Source organism: Ruegeria sp. CDSA246 (assembly GCF_059611225.1).
In genome coordinates this window covers 145,819-158,829 of record NZ_JBXWPD010000003.1, presented here as the reverse complement: position 1 = coordinate 158,829, position 13,011 = coordinate 145,819, and the positions used below count along the sequence as shown (strand labels likewise).

14 protein-coding genes and 1 riboswitch are annotated in these 13,011 nt (G+C 57.8%); of the genes, 12 read left to right on the top strand and 2 right to left on the bottom strand.

Annotated elements, in window-relative coordinates; all coding sequences use genetic code 11:
• Positions 1 to 4: 4 nt before the first annotated feature.
• Positions 5 to 1,174, bottom strand: coding sequence for an acetate/propionate family kinase (locus AC2FI9_RS05400; RefSeq protein WP_496766342.1), 1,170 nt, complete (start codon positions 1,172 to 1,174; stop codon positions 5 to 7).
• Positions 1,167 to 2,561 carry a bifunctional enoyl-CoA hydratase/phosphate acetyltransferase gene (locus AC2FI9_RS05395; protein WP_496766340.1) on the bottom strand — a complete coding sequence of 465 codons (1,395 nt, stop codon included), beginning with the start codon at positions 2,559 to 2,561 and terminating at the stop codon, positions 1,167 to 1,169. The genes AC2FI9_RS05400 and AC2FI9_RS05395 overlap by 8 nt, the downstream gene beginning before the upstream one ends.
• Before the next feature lie 192 nt (positions 2,562 to 2,753).
• A riboswitch (cobalamin riboswitch) is annotated at positions 2,754 to 2,959 on the top strand.
• Positions 2,960 to 3,060: 101 nt separating this feature from the next.
• Here AC2FI9_RS05395 and AC2FI9_RS05390 point away from each other — a divergent pair.
• The 12 genes from AC2FI9_RS05390 (at position 3,061) to AC2FI9_RS05335 (ending at position 12,832) form a co-directional block, all read left to right on the top strand.
• Positions 3,061 to 3,417 (top strand): DUF1636 family protein, encoded by a 357-nt coding sequence (locus tag AC2FI9_RS05390; RefSeq protein WP_496766338.1) that lies wholly within the window; start codon positions 3,061 to 3,063, stop codon positions 3,415 to 3,417.
• Positions 3,414 to 4,199, top strand: coding sequence for an ABC transporter ATP-binding protein (locus tag AC2FI9_RS05385; protein ID WP_496766336.1), 786 nt, complete (start codon positions 3,414 to 3,416; stop codon positions 4,197 to 4,199). The genes AC2FI9_RS05390 and AC2FI9_RS05385 overlap by 4 nt, the downstream gene beginning before the upstream one ends.
• 10 nt (positions 4,200 to 4,209) lie before the next feature.
• A complete protein-coding gene (locus AC2FI9_RS05380) occupies positions 4,210 to 5,160 on the top strand; it encodes an ABC transporter substrate-binding protein (RefSeq protein ID WP_496766334.1) in 951 nt (316 codons plus the stop codon).
• Position 5,161: 1 nt separating this feature from the next.
• Positions 5,162 to 6,175, top strand: coding sequence for a FecCD family ABC transporter permease (locus AC2FI9_RS05375; protein ID WP_282119344.1), 1,014 nt, complete (start codon positions 5,162 to 5,164; stop codon positions 6,173 to 6,175).
• 101 nt (positions 6,176 to 6,276) lie between these two features.
• Positions 6,277 to 6,840 carry a ferredoxin-type protein NapF gene (locus AC2FI9_RS05370; RefSeq protein ID WP_496766331.1) on the top strand — a complete coding sequence of 188 codons (564 nt, stop codon included), beginning with the start codon at positions 6,277 to 6,279 and terminating at the stop codon, positions 6,838 to 6,840.
• Positions 6,837 to 7,130, top strand: coding sequence for a chaperone NapD (locus AC2FI9_RS05365; protein WP_108859623.1), 294 nt, complete (start codon positions 6,837 to 6,839; stop codon positions 7,128 to 7,130). Before AC2FI9_RS05370 ends, AC2FI9_RS05365 begins: the two co-directional genes overlap by 4 nt.
• Complete coding sequence (gene napA / locus AC2FI9_RS05360) at positions 7,127 to 9,619, top strand: nitrate reductase catalytic subunit NapA (RefSeq protein ID WP_496766329.1); 2,493 nt, start codon at positions 7,127 to 7,129, stop codon at positions 9,617 to 9,619. Before AC2FI9_RS05365 ends, napA begins: the two co-directional genes overlap by 4 nt.
• A gap of 27 nt (positions 9,620 to 9,646) precedes the next feature.
• A complete protein-coding gene (gene napG, locus AC2FI9_RS05355; RefSeq protein ID WP_496766327.1) occupies positions 9,647 to 10,465 on the top strand; it encodes a ferredoxin-type protein NapG in 819 nt (272 codons plus the stop codon).
• Positions 10,462 to 11,379 (top strand): quinol dehydrogenase ferredoxin subunit NapH, encoded by a 918-nt coding sequence (gene napH, locus AC2FI9_RS05350; RefSeq protein WP_496766325.1) that lies wholly within the window; start codon positions 10,462 to 10,464, stop codon positions 11,377 to 11,379. Before napG ends, napH begins: the two co-directional genes overlap by 4 nt.
• Positions 11,380 to 11,391: 12 nt before the next feature.
• Positions 11,392 to 11,829 (top strand): nitrate reductase cytochrome c-type subunit, encoded by a 438-nt coding sequence (locus tag AC2FI9_RS05345; protein ID WP_282119339.1) that lies wholly within the window; start codon positions 11,392 to 11,394, stop codon positions 11,827 to 11,829.
• A 29-nt stretch (positions 11,830 to 11,858) separates the two neighbouring features.
• A complete protein-coding gene (locus tag AC2FI9_RS05340) occupies positions 11,859 to 12,560 on the top strand; it encodes a NapC/NirT family cytochrome c (RefSeq protein WP_058272027.1) in 702 nt (233 codons plus the stop codon).
• A gap of 14 nt (positions 12,561 to 12,574) precedes the next feature.
• A complete protein-coding gene (locus AC2FI9_RS05335; protein WP_108859619.1) occupies positions 12,575 to 12,832 on the top strand; it encodes a hypothetical protein in 258 nt (85 codons plus the stop codon).
• Positions 12,833 to 13,011 lie beyond the last annotated feature (179 nt).

The window sequence follows — 13,011 nt, the reverse complement described above, 5'->3', positions numbered from 1 at the left end:
GCGATTATGCCATTCTGGCCGCTGCACGCGCGATCACCATCTCTTCGTTTGTGGGAATGGCCAGAATACGCACCCGGCTGAAATCAGTGGACAGAACCGTGGCGTTGTCTGCATTTCGGTTCGGGTCCATATCAATCCCGATCCAGCGCATCCCTTCGCAGACCATCTGTCGGATACGGGCGGCATTTTCACCGATACCTCCGGTAAATACCAAAGCGTCGATGCCTTCCAGCGCAGCAGACAAGGCACCCAGTTCCCGACGGATGCGGAAGACGTAATACTCAATCGCTTTGCGCGCATCCGGAGTGTCAGCAGCCAACAGGGTGCGCATGTCTGAGGACATGCCGGACAGACCAAGCAAGCCAGACTTTCGATAAAGAAGCTCGGCGATTTCGTCTGCCTCCATCCCTTCTTGCTGCATCATGTAAAGCACGACCCCCGGGTCCAATTGCCCGCTGCGGGTGCCCATGGGCAGACCGTCGAGCGCCGAAAACCCCATGGTCGAGGCCACGGCCCGACCGCCCGACACCGCACACATCGACGCGCCATTTCCCAGATGCGCAATAACGACACGACCGTCGTACAAACCCGGCGCAATTTCTTTAAGCTTTTGCGAGACATAGTCGTAGCTCAGCCCGTGAAACCCGTATCTGCGCACACCCTTCTCGTAAAAACGTTGCGGAAGGGCGAAAGTATCATTCACCCAAGGATGCGTCCGGTGAAACGCGGTATCGAAGCACGCAATCTGGGTGGTACCCGGAAAGGCTGCCGCGGCCGCCTTGATACCCGCAAGGCTGTAGGGTTGGTGCAAAGGTGCGAAGGGAATGAAACCGCTTAGCGTATCAAAGACGTGCTCGTCCACCACGACAGGTTCCGAATAGACTGGCCCGCCGTGAACGACGCGGTGGCCCACGGCCCGGACGTGAGTGTCCGGCAGGTATTCGCGGGTAAGTTCAAGAAACGCATTGATGGCCTCGTCATGTGTTTTAGCCCCAGACAGCTGGCGATCGACAGATCGCCCCCCCGCCGATTGGGCCAACAGGCGTGGGGCATCCCCCAACCGCTCGATCTGACCGCGCCAGCGCATACTGGGGCGTCGATCCTCGACCAGTTCGTACAACGCGAATTTCAACGAGGACGACCCGGCATTCAGTGCCAAAACATGTTCAGCCATGGATTTTGCCTTCATTCGCAATTGCATGCAGCGCCGCGACAGCACAAGACGCCAGCCGCGAAGCATCGTCATCTGCCCGAGATGTCAGGATAATCGGTGCCGCAGCACCTATCACGACGCCGGCAGCCTCGGCATGAGAGATATATGTCAGCTGCTTGGCTACCATGTTGCCGGCTTCGATATTCGGAACAACCAGAATGTCTGCGACCCCCGCGACCGGTGAGGTGATGCCTTTTGTCCGCGCGGCGTTCAGATCAACCGCATTGTCCATTGCCAGAGGGCCATCGACCAGCCCGCCGGTGATTTGTCCACGCTCGGCCATTTTCGACAACAGCGCCGCATCGACAGACGACGGTAAATGCGGGTTGATGGTCTCAACCGCCGACAAGACGCCAACCTTGGGCATCTCGATGCCAATAGAATGCGCAAGATGGATGGCGTTCTGAACAATATCGGCCTTGGTTTCGAGATCCGGTGCAATATTCACCGCCGCATCAGTAACCATGATGGGCCGGGACATGCCCGGCACGTCCATGACGAACACATGCGACAAGCGTCGCCCGGTCCTCAGGCCGTTTTCGCGGCGAAGAACGGCGCGTAGAAGGACATCTGTGTGCAAGTGACCTTTCATCAGCATCCGGGCCTTACCTTCAACGACCAGTCCGACCGCGCGTTGGGCGGCCACTTCGTGGTCTCGCGCTTCAATGATTTCAACTCCGGACAAATCGGCCCCAAGCTGGGCGGCAGCGGCGGTGATTTTGTCCGGGTCGCCCACCAAAATCGGAGTAATGATGCCGTTTTCCAACGCGAGCAATGCCCCGCCTAGCGAATTCGGCTCTTCCGGGGCGACGATCGCTGTGGCCATCGGGTCCAGAGGACGTGCCTTTTCCAACAAAGCGTCGAAGTGCCGGTGACGCTGAACGATCAGTCCCGGTACCTCGACCGAGTCGAAGGTCAAATGCCGCGACGGTGGCGTGACCTGTACGGTGCCGCTTAGGATCAATGCGTTATCCCCGACCCGGCGCACTTCGGCGGAACAGGTCAGGTCGCCGTCTTCACGCTTTTCTGTAACAGCCACAAAGGCAGTCAGTTCTTCGCCCGCCAAAACCGAAGCATGAAAACTCAGATCCGCCCGACGTGTTTGCGTACCGGCCCCCGGCAAGATGTTCCCAATGACTGCGGCCACCAGACCAGCAGGCCACAAAGCGGGCGCGACAGCCTCGGGGCGCCCATCTCCATCACCGTCATAGGCTGCCAGGTTCAGCGGGTTGTGGTCGCCCGAAGCCGAGGCAAACGCGTACAAGTCGTCCACGGTGCACAATCGGGTGACCTGCGCCTTGTCGCCTACCTTCAGTTGAGAATAGGTTCGGCTTTCTTGAATTTTCATCTCGCCTGGCTTTGTTTTTGAATGTGCGTTCGTCGTTTCAAACATTGGATGTTCGCCCCCCGAAACCAGAACATATCCACCTTTGCCCCTACATTTCTGCGACGCAGCGTAGTCAGATCGTTGGCAAATGACAAATGACCTCTGTGCGTGGGGCGCTGAGTATTATCGCTTGACCCAAAATCGGAACTCGGGCAAGCATCACCGCGATGGTTCCCTGTGGTTCGCCAAGGGATGAAAAGGGAATACGGTGAGGTTGCCAACAAGCGCCAAGTCCGTGACTGCCCCCGCAACTGTAAGCGGTGAGCGACGCCAAATACCCACTGACCCCAAATGGGTCGGGAAGGATGGCCAAGCCACGACCCGCAAGTCAGGAGACCTACCATCCGATGTTCAACCAACCCGGGGCGGGGCGTCCTGGAAGGAGGCTTTATGACACGTCTAAGACGTGATGACATGATTGGCACCTTCTGTCCGCGCTTGGCAACAGGCGGAGTGGGCCATGTCGATCAGTCCTGATCATTTCCTTCTGATTTGCGAGACCTGCGAGGGCTCTGACCGGGCGGATTCATTGCGCGCTGCGCTTGCAAGCAAGCTTCCATCCAGTTTTGGCATCCGCAGCGTTTCCTGCATGGCCGGTTGCGGTCGGCCCACAACCGTCGGGTTTCAGGCATTCGACAAAGCGCAGTACCTTTTCGGTGACATCCAATCGGCTGAGGACTTGGATGCTTTGGCCGAATTTGCACGTCAATACCATCGCAGCGGTGACGGTTGGACCAACGCATCGCAGCGCCCGCCTGCCCTTCTTGATAAGATCCTGGCGCGCCTGCCACGGCTAAAGCTGGAGACAAGCGCATGACCTGCGGAGCTTTCCTTGAGGCGCGCGGGCTGGAGTATTACGCCCTGAACGGCGACGTACTGCTGCAAAACGTCAATTTCGAACTGAATGAAGGGGCAACCCTGGCAATTGCGGGCCCAAACGGTGCGGGCAAGACAACGTTGCTGAATCTTTTGTGCGGCGGTGAAGAGATTGTGCTGGGGGACGTTTTGGTAAAGGGGCGCAGTCTTCGGCAGCTTTCGGCGATGGACCGCGCCCGAATGATCGCCGTAGTCAGTCAGCAGGAATCGCCGGACGGGCGTTTGTTTCTGCGCGACTACGTGGCCCTCGGGCAAATCCCGATCCGTGCCGACCGATCTGCCGCTGAGCACGCCTTGGAATTGGACCGCATCCTGAAACTGACCGGACTCGTCGCCCTCGCAGACAAACGGATGGCCGTGCTATCTGGCGGGGAACGCCAGCGTGCTCATATCGCAAGGGCGCTGGCGCAGAACCCCTCACTGCTGTTTTTGGATGAGCCGACGAACCATCTGGACCCGGACGCCAAGGGACGCATGCTGTCGTTGGTGGCCGAGCTGGGCATTACGGTCGTCATGATCGTCCATGATCTGGTCATGATCCCCGAATTCGCGACCCATGTCGCGTTGATGAAATCCACGCGCCTGACCGGTTTCGGCCCGGTGCACGAAGTGCTGACACCCGAAAGGGTCCGTGAAACGTTTGGTGTCGATTTTCTTAGCTTTCAGCACGAAGGCCGCATGATCCCGGCACTGGATATCCGAAGAACCACTACCTCAAACTAGGAAAAACAACATGAACAAAACTCTCTGGTGCGCAGCACTGATCAGCGGCCTTGCAAGTGCCGTAACAGCGCACGAGATCACTGTCGACAATTGTGGCGAGCCGATGGTGTTTGAAACTCAGCCCGAGCGGCTGGTCGTGCACGACATGAACATGACCGACATGGCCTTTGCGCTGGGTTTGCAGGACAAGATCGTTGGCCTGACGGGCATCACCGGCTGGTACAAAACCAGCCCCGAGTTTGACACCCTGCGCGGCGACATCCCGGAACTTGCGCCTAAGTACCCGACAGTTGAAAATCTGGTCGCTGTCGAACCCGACCTTTTCTTTGCTGGCTGGTACTATGGCATGAAGCCGGGCGGTGACGTGACCCCCGACACGCTTGCGCCGTTTGGCATCAAAACGATGATCCTGACGGAAAGCTGCGTACATCTGGATAAGGATCGCCCCGAAGCCAGCATGGATTTGCTGTTCACCGACGTCCTTCGCTTGGGCAAAGTCATGCGCGTTGAGGACAAGGCAGAAGAGCTTGTTTCCGGCTGGAAAGAAGAACTGTCCGCGATCGAGACACAGACAGCCGACCTGCCGAAACCCCGCGTTTTCCTGCTGGACGGCCCCGCCGATGCCCCGTTTACGGCTGGTAAATTTGCCATTCCCGACGCGATGATTGCTGCCGCTGGCGGCGAGAACGTCACCCATGATATGGACACCAGCTGGGGACGTTCCTCGTGGGAGGCTGTTGCCGCTTCGAACCCGGAATTCCTGGTTTTACTTGATTATCAAACTGGAAACGGCGCCGCAGATACCTTCAAGTTCCTGCAGGACCATCCCGTGATGTCTCAGACGGATGCGGTCAAGAACGAACGCTGGATTGGTCTGCGCTACGAGGAACTGACACCCGGACCGGCAAATATCGAAGCAATTTCGAAAATGGCCAAAGCCATGCACCCGGGCCTGAACTGATATGGGCCGACTTGGCCTTACACTCTTGCTGGGGGCGGCTGTATTGGCCGCCCTTTTGCTAACCTCGACGGTCTACGGGACCACATCCATCCCGGCCTCTGACGCACTGGCCGGTGTCTTGTTGGGCACGGGAATGGTGGAAGGGGAAATGTCTCCGCTCCACCGCATCGTGTTTGACCTGCGCTTACCACGCGCGCTGTTTGCCGCCGTGATCGGTGCCGGGTTGGGCATCGTCGGCGTTGTCCTGCAAACCACCACACGCAACGATCTGGCGGACCCGTTTCTGTTCGGCCTGTCCTCTGGCGCTGCGGCGGGAGCTGTCTTTGTCATTACAGTAACCGGAGATGTTCTGGGCTTTTGGACCCTGCCACTGGCCGCGTTTTTCGGAGGGCTTGTCGCATCAGGCATTGTGCTGGCTTTGGTTCATGGGCTGCGCACAAGCGCGCCCGAAAAACTGATCCTCGCGGGGCTTGCGGTTTCGTTTTTGTTTTCAGCTATTACCAATTATCTGATTTTCGCGGGCGACAGCCGTGCGGCGCATTCTGTTATCTTTTGGATGCTTGGGGGTTTGGGTCTTGCCCGGTGGGAGACATTCCCTCTGGTCTGCGCAGGTTTAGCATTGATCCTCGCCTATGCGATGTACCGCAGCCGCTGGCTTGATGCGTTGCTGACCGGTGATTTGACCGCCGCCACCCTGGGTGTGCCCGTTCAGGGCTTGCGGTTCCGGATGTTCTTCGTGGCCGCTCTTGCGACTGCTGTGTTTGTGTCCGTCGCGGGCGTGATCGGGTTTGTCGGCTTGATGGTTCCGCACATCGCACGCGGTATCGCAGGACCATTGCACAGTCAGCTTGTACCAACGGCTGCCATTGTCGGAGCAGCTTTGCTGACAGGTTCGGATATCCTGAGCCGTCTCTTGCTTGCCCCGCAGGAGCTGCCTGTTGGTATTGTCACGACATCGCTGGGATCGGTTTTTGTCTTTCTTCTGTTGATACGAACCGCTCGACCTCGGCGCTGATCGCCAAAGGTCGCATAGGTGCAAAAGTTAAAGTTTCCCAAATGACTAATAATAATCGGGCAAAATGACCTAAATCAAAAAAGAACCCCACAGATCACGGTATGCGATACACTCGATTACAGGAATCGAGTGTAGCCAGGTCGCATGCAATGCAACAATTGACCAGCCGACGCGCGTTTCTAAGCGCCAAAATTAGACCAGAGGACGGCAATATCGCCAGACCTCCGGGCTCGGTTGAGCTGTGCTTTGTTGAAACATGCAGCAAATGTGGTGATTGCGCAGATACTTGCCCCGAAGATGCGATCGTCATCGGGACAGACGGATCCCCCCTGTTCAAGCCAACTGACAATCCCTGCACCTTCTGCGGTGACTGCGCCCGGATTTGTCCAACCGAAGCGTTATCGATTGACCGTCTGCCAGATTGGCCATGGCGCGCCGCGCTGACAGCGGACACCTGCCTATCCATGAACGGCGTCAGTTGCCGCATCTGCCAGGACAACTGCGATCAGGGCGCCATCCGTTTCAAACTGATGACCGCTGGCCGCGCAGAGCCCGTGCTTGACCTTGATACATGCACTGGATGCGGGATTTGCCCAAGTTTATGTCCCGCCGATGCCATTGCGCTTGAACGCCAATCTCAACCACAAATGGAAACTACTCAATGAACATCTGCGGTTGTCTTGCCCATGTCGCACCTGATCACACAAGCGCAGCAGCGCGGGTGATGAAGGACACACCGGGTGTCGAAATTCACGCCGAAACAGAAGATGGGCGATTTGTTGTCGTCGTCGAAGACACGCCATCACGCCTTGCGTCCGAGATCATCATGGATCTGCACCAGATCCCGGGCGTCATCTCACTGACACTGACTTATCACCATTTCGAGGATCCCGCGGACGCCCATCCGCAGCCCGATGCTCCAAGCCCAACCCCCAGCCGGAGGCCCACGCAATGACACATTCTGAATCCCGTCGGACTTTTCTCAAGGCCTCAGCGGCCGCAGCAACGGCGTCTGCCGCTGGTATTCCGCTGGCGGTCGGTCAAGCCAATGCCCAGGCCGGAGCGCCGGACATCCGCTGGGACAAGGCGGCCTGTCGGTTCTGTGGTACAGGCTGCTCTGTTCTGGTTGGCACCAAAGAAGGTCGCGTCGTTGCGACGCAAGGCGACCCCGACGCGCCCGTGAACCGAGGATTAAACTGTATCAAAGGCTATTTCCTGTCCAAGATTATGTACGGCAAGGATCGACTGACCACGCCTTTGCTGCGCAAGACCAACGGCGAATACGACAAAAACGGCGAGTTCGAACCAGTCAGCTGGGACGAAGCCTTCGATGTTATGGCCGCAAAATGGAAAGAAGCGCTGGCCAAGAAAGGCCCAACCAGCGTTGGCATGTTCGGATCCGGTCAATGGACGGTTTGGGAAGGCTATGCGGCTTCCAAACTTATGAAAGCCGGGTTCCGGTCCAACAACATCGACCCCAACGCCCGGCACTGCATGGCCTCGGCCGTCGTAGGTTTTATGCGAACCTTCGGCATTGATGAGCCGATGGGGTGTTATGACGACTTTGAGCACGCGGACACCTTCGTGCTGTGGGGCTCGAACATGGCTGAGATGCACCCGATCCTGTGGTCGCGCCTGACAGACACGCGCCTGACCAAGCCGGGATGTGAGGTGCATGTGCTGTCCACTTTTGAACACCGCTCGTTCGAACTGGCGGACAACGGCATTGTTTTTGAACCGCAAACCGATTTGGCGATCCTGAACTACATCGCCAACTACATCATTCAAAATGGCGCGGTAAACGAAGACTTCGTGAAGAAACACGTTAACATCACCAAAACCGCCACCGATATCGGCTATGGCTTGCGCGACAGCAACGCGCTGCAGCAAGAAGCCGAAAATCCGAACTCGGGCAAAATGGAACCGATCAGCTTCGAAGAATACGCCGAAGCCGTCGCGCCCTACACGCTGGAATACACCTCTGAACTGTCGGGTGTCCCCGCAGACAAGCTGGAAAAACTGGCCCAGCAATACGCTGACCCCAACCGTAAAGTGATGAGCTTGTGGACCATGGGCTTCAACCAGCACACCCGTGGGTCCTGGGTGAATTCGCTGATGTATAACGTGCACTTGCTGGTGGGCAAGATTTCCGAACCCGGCAACTCTCCCTTCTCGCTGACGGGTCAACCGTCGGCCTGTGGCACGGCGCGTGAGGTGGGGACCTTTGCCCACCGTCTGCCGGCGGACATGGTTGTTACGAATGATAAGCACCGCGAAATCTGCGAAACCGCCTGGAACATCCCCGAGGGCACTATTCCTCCCAAGCCCGGCTTCCACGCCGTGTTGCAGCACCGCAAACTGAAGGACGGCGAACTGAATGCCTATTGGGTCCAGTGCAACAACAACATGCAAGCCGCGCCCAACATCAACGAAGAAGGCTATCCTGGTTACCGTAACCCGGAAAACTTCATCACAGTCTCGGATCCTTACCCAACTGTCACCGCAGTTTCGGCCGACTTGATCCTTCCCACGGCCATGTGGGTTGAGAAAGAAGGCGCCTATGGAAACGCCGAGCGCCGTACGCAATTCTGGCGCCAGCAGGTGCAGGCACCGGGTGAGGCCAAGTCGGACCTGTGGCAGCTGATGGAATTCGCGAAACGCTTTACCATCGAAGAGGTCTGGGGCGAAGAACTGCTAGCCAAGATGCCCGAGCATCGCGGCAAGACCATGTATGACGTGCTGTATGCCAACGGTAAGGTCGACCAGTTCCCGCTGTCGGAAACGGCGGAAGGGTTCCACAACGACGACGCCGAGCATTTCGGATTCTACGTTCAGAAAGGTCTGTTCGAAGAATATGCCGATTTCGGACGTGGCCATGCGCACGACCTTGCTCCGTTCGAGATGTATCACGAGGCCCGTGGCATGCGCTGGCCTGTCGTTGACGGCAAGGAAACACTCTATCGCTTCCGCGAAGGGTATGACCCGTATGTGCCGGAAGGCGCAGACGTTAAGTTCTACGGCTACGAGGACGGCAAGGCCAAGATCATCTTTGCCCCTTATGAGCCCGCCGCCGAGGAACCGGATGAGGAATTCGATCTGTGGCTGTCCACCGGCCGTGTGTTGGAACACTGGCATTCGGGTTCGATGACCCGCCGCGTGCCCGAACTGCATCGCGCGTTTCCGTCAGCCGTTGTCTACATGCACCCGGAGGACGCCAAGGATCGCGGTCTGCGCCGTGGGCAAGAGATCGTACTCTCCACCCGCAGGGGCGAGGTGACCAGCCGGGTTGAAACGCGCGGCCGCAATAAGGTGCCACGCGGATTGGTCTTTATGCCATGGTTCGACGAGCATCAGCTGACCAACAAGCTGACGCTGGACGCAACCTGCCCGCTGTCGAAAGAGACCGACTACAAAAAATGCGCCTGTAAGGTCGAGCGCGCGTAACGGACAAGCGAGGCAAAGGCCGTCCCCATGCCCTTTGAAGGTAAACCTCTTTCGCCGCAACGGCGTCGCTTCCTGCAGGATGCGGCGCGTGCGTCGGGTGGCTGCGTGGTCGCCGGGTCAATGTTGGCCTGGCTCGCCCGCGATACCCGCGCGTTACCGGCCGAAGCGTTGCGCCCCCCCGGCTCGCTACCAGAAGAGGCGTTTCTGTCTGCATGCATTCGCTGCGGGCTTTGCGTGCGGGATTGCCCTTACGACACATTGAAACTGGCAGAATTGGGCGTGGATGCGGTTGCTACCGGGACTCCCTATTTCACAGCGCGGGACGTGCCTTGTGAAATGTGTGACGACATCCCTTGCGTGGCCGCCTGCCCCACCGGTGCATTGGATCCGGCCCTCGACAATATTGATGATGCCAAAATGGGTGTTGCCGTCCTTGTCGATCAGGAGAACTGCCTGAACTTCCTCGGTCTGCGCTGCGATGTCTGCTATCGCGTCTGCCCCGTTATTGATGAGGCAATCACGCTGGAAACGGCCCATAACGAACGTTCAGGCCACCACGCACTGTTCATCCCGACAGTTCATGCGGACCACTGCACAGGCTGCGGCATGTGCGAGAAAAGCTGTGTTCTGCCCGAGGCCGCGATCAAGGTCCTGCCTGCGCGTTTGGCCCGCGGCAGCAGTGCCGATCACTACCGCAAAGGCTGGGAAGAGAAAGAGGCCAAAGGCGGTCCCCTTGTTGAAGGCCTCATCGATCTGCCGGACCGACTGCCCGGACCGGGCACCGACAACCTTGCCGCACCGGGCGGGTTCGCACCTGCATACGATTTGCCGGGGGTCGGACAATGAGTGCACGCACACATATGCCGGCCGGAATGGAGGCCATCGAGGAAAAAGGTTGGGTGCGCGCCCACAAATACCTGCTGCTGCGCCGCGCAAGCCAGCTGTTCTTTTTGACTGTGTTTCTTCTGGGGCCGTGGTTCGGCATCTGGATCGTGCACGGCACGCTCGCGGGTTCTTTGACGCTGGGCGTGCTGCCGCTGACCGACCCATTTATCCTACTGCAAAGCGCGATCGCCGGACACTGGCCGGAATGGACGGCCCTGATCGGGGGTGTAATCGTTCTGGTCGCCTACGCTCTGATTGGTGGGCGCGTCTATTGTTCGTGGGTTTGTCCGATCAACCCAGTCACCGATGCGGCCAACTGGTTGCACAGACGTTTGGACCTGCCGAAAGGCTGGCAGCCCAAGCGCAACACCCGCCTTTGGATATTGGCCACCGTCCTAATCGTCTCGGGCATGACAGGCGTGATCGCTTGGGAGCTGGTCAACCCGATCACCATGCTGCATCGCGGTCTGATTTTCGGCGCGGGGTTCGTCTGGGCCATGATCATTGCCATCTTCGTGTTCGACCTGTTCGTTTCGCGCCACGGCTGGTGCGGTCACATCTGTCCGGTTGGCGCATTTTACGGCCTGATTGGCGCGAAAGGCCTGCTGCGAGTTAGCGCTGCGAACCGGGCAGCCTGCGATGATTGCATGGATTGCTATGCCGTTTGCCCAGAAAATCAGGTCATATCTCCTGCGCTGAAGGGTAAGTCGGGTTCCACACCACTGATCCTTTCCCCTGACTGCACCACCTGCGGTCGTTGCATCGACGTATGCGCCGTCGACGTTTTCAAATTTACTCACCGGTTCGACGACAAGGTCGCCGCACCTACCGATCCAGTTCCCGCGCCCGATCCGCGCGCAGCCAGACCTATCTGAGGGAGTGCCAAGATGAACAAGCCAACCCGAACAGGCCTTATAGCCCTTATCCCCGTTTTGCTCTTGGGCGGATTCGCCCTTGCGCAATCAGCTCAGGTAGAATCCCTGCGGGGTGCCGATGTGGATGAACTGATCCCTCTGGAACAGATCCACAAGAACGTCGAAGGGCGCATGCAGCGCAACTATCGCCAACAACCGCCACTGATCCCGCACTCGGTCGAGCAATACCAGATCGACACGCGCACAAATCAGTGCTTGTCCTGCCACGACTGGACCAAAGCCGGCGAACGCAACGCCCCGACATTGTCGATGACACACTATCTGGATCGCGACGGCAACGAGTTGGATCACATCGCAGGCACCCGTTATTTCTGCAACCAATGCCACGTGCCGCAAGCAGACGCGCCGCCATTGGTTGACAACGTCTTTCAACCGTCCTCGGGCAATTAATCCAACGCAAGAATGAAAGGAGCACCAACATGGCAGACTCTCCTGAAAAACGCGGGTGGATTGGCCGCATCTGGAACTGGATCTGGACCCCGGCGGTTGCCTTTAGCTCGGGTTTTCTGATCCTTGCGGGTTTTCTGGCTGGAATCCTGTTCTGGGGCGGGTTTCACTGGACGCTTGAGCTGACGAATACCGAGGAGTTCTGTACCTCATGCCATACGATGGAGACTAATCTGGGCGAGTATCGCGAGACGATCCACTACAACAACCACTCCGGTGTGCGGGCTATCTGTTCCGATTGCCATGTGCCACATGAGTGGAATCACAAGATCAAAGCCAAGATCATGGCGGTCAAGGACGTCTATCACGAGCTGGCAGGCACGATCAGTACACCCGAGAAATACGAAGAGCATCGTCTGAGTATGGCGACCGCCGTCTGGAAGAAGATGAAGGCCTCCGACAGTCGCGAATGCCGGAATTGCCACAACTTCGACTATATGGATTTCACGTTGCAGGAAACGCGCGCTGCCTCTGAGCACCAACGCGCCATTGATGAAAACATGACCTGTATCGATTGCCACCAGGGCATCGCCCATAGCCTGCCGCCCGGCTATCAGGAGCGGTATCAGGAAGTGACCGAAACTCTGGCCAGCAAAGCGCAGGGTTCGTTGCAACAACAGGCCGCAGCTGACGGCGATGACATCAAATCATTCCTGAGTACTCGGGCAGACTGAAAAAGGGACGCGACATGCTGGAAATTCTGGGAACAATCGGGGCCAACGTCATCAGTCTGCCGGGTATCCTTGGGCTGGCCCTTGGAATGATGACTCGCCGCGTTTGGCTGGGTGCATTGATGGGGGGCATTGTCGGGGTGTTGGCGACCTTCGTTTTCGCCCATGGTTCATTTGCCGCGGTCGATACATTCGAGCTGTTGATTGCTATTGGCATTGGCCTTTGCGCCGGTAGCGTGGGATCGGCCATACGCATCAAGGGCGCAACGGTCTGACATTATTGGCGAACTAAGCTCCCAATAAATCTACTTTGCCGCATGTGAAACTGCGGCAAACAACCCAGCGTTGCCTCAACGTAAAAGTTCAGGAAACGCGACAAACGAAATCAATTCAGTAGTATAAACCTGTTAGGGCCTATGGGCTTTGCGTGATGGTCAATAAAATCAAACCATTC

What these genes read in the sequence shown, in the direction of transcription:
- AC2FI9_RS05400 (WP_496766342.1), bottom strand. Translation starts at nt 1,174, where the DNA reads ATGGCTGAACATGTTTTGGCACTGAATGCCGGGTCGTCCTCGTTGAAA.
- AC2FI9_RS05395 (WP_496766340.1), bottom strand. Translation starts at nt 2,561, where the DNA reads ATGAAAATTCAAGAAAGCCGAACCTATTCTCAACTGAAGGTAGGCGAC.
- AC2FI9_RS05390 (WP_496766338.1), top strand. Translation starts at nt 3,061, where the DNA reads ATGTCGATCAGTCCTGATCATTTCCTTCTGATTTGCGAGACCTGCGAG.
- AC2FI9_RS05385 (WP_496766336.1), top strand. Translation starts at nt 3,414, where the DNA reads ATGACCTGCGGAGCTTTCCTTGAGGCGCGCGGGCTGGAGTATTACGCC.
- AC2FI9_RS05380 (WP_496766334.1), top strand. Translation starts at nt 4,210, where the DNA reads ATGAACAAAACTCTCTGGTGCGCAGCACTGATCAGCGGCCTTGCAAGT.
- AC2FI9_RS05375 (WP_282119344.1), top strand. Translation starts at nt 5,162, where the DNA reads ATGGGCCGACTTGGCCTTACACTCTTGCTGGGGGCGGCTGTATTGGCC.
- AC2FI9_RS05370 (WP_496766331.1), top strand. Translation starts at nt 6,277, where the DNA reads ATGCGATACACTCGATTACAGGAATCGAGTGTAGCCAGGTCGCATGCA.
- AC2FI9_RS05365 (WP_108859623.1), top strand. Translation starts at nt 6,837, where the DNA reads ATGAACATCTGCGGTTGTCTTGCCCATGTCGCACCTGATCACACAAGC.
- napA (WP_496766329.1), top strand. Translation starts at nt 7,127, where the DNA reads ATGACACATTCTGAATCCCGTCGGACTTTTCTCAAGGCCTCAGCGGCC.
- napG (WP_496766327.1), top strand. Translation starts at nt 9,647, where the DNA reads ATGCCCTTTGAAGGTAAACCTCTTTCGCCGCAACGGCGTCGCTTCCTG.
- napH (WP_496766325.1), top strand. Translation starts at nt 10,462, where the DNA reads ATGAGTGCACGCACACATATGCCGGCCGGAATGGAGGCCATCGAGGAA.
- AC2FI9_RS05345 (WP_282119339.1), top strand. Translation starts at nt 11,392, where the DNA reads ATGAACAAGCCAACCCGAACAGGCCTTATAGCCCTTATCCCCGTTTTG.
- AC2FI9_RS05340 (WP_058272027.1), top strand. Translation starts at nt 11,859, where the DNA reads ATGGCAGACTCTCCTGAAAAACGCGGGTGGATTGGCCGCATCTGGAAC.
- AC2FI9_RS05335 (WP_108859619.1), top strand. Translation starts at nt 12,575, where the DNA reads ATGCTGGAAATTCTGGGAACAATCGGGGCCAACGTCATCAGTCTGCCG.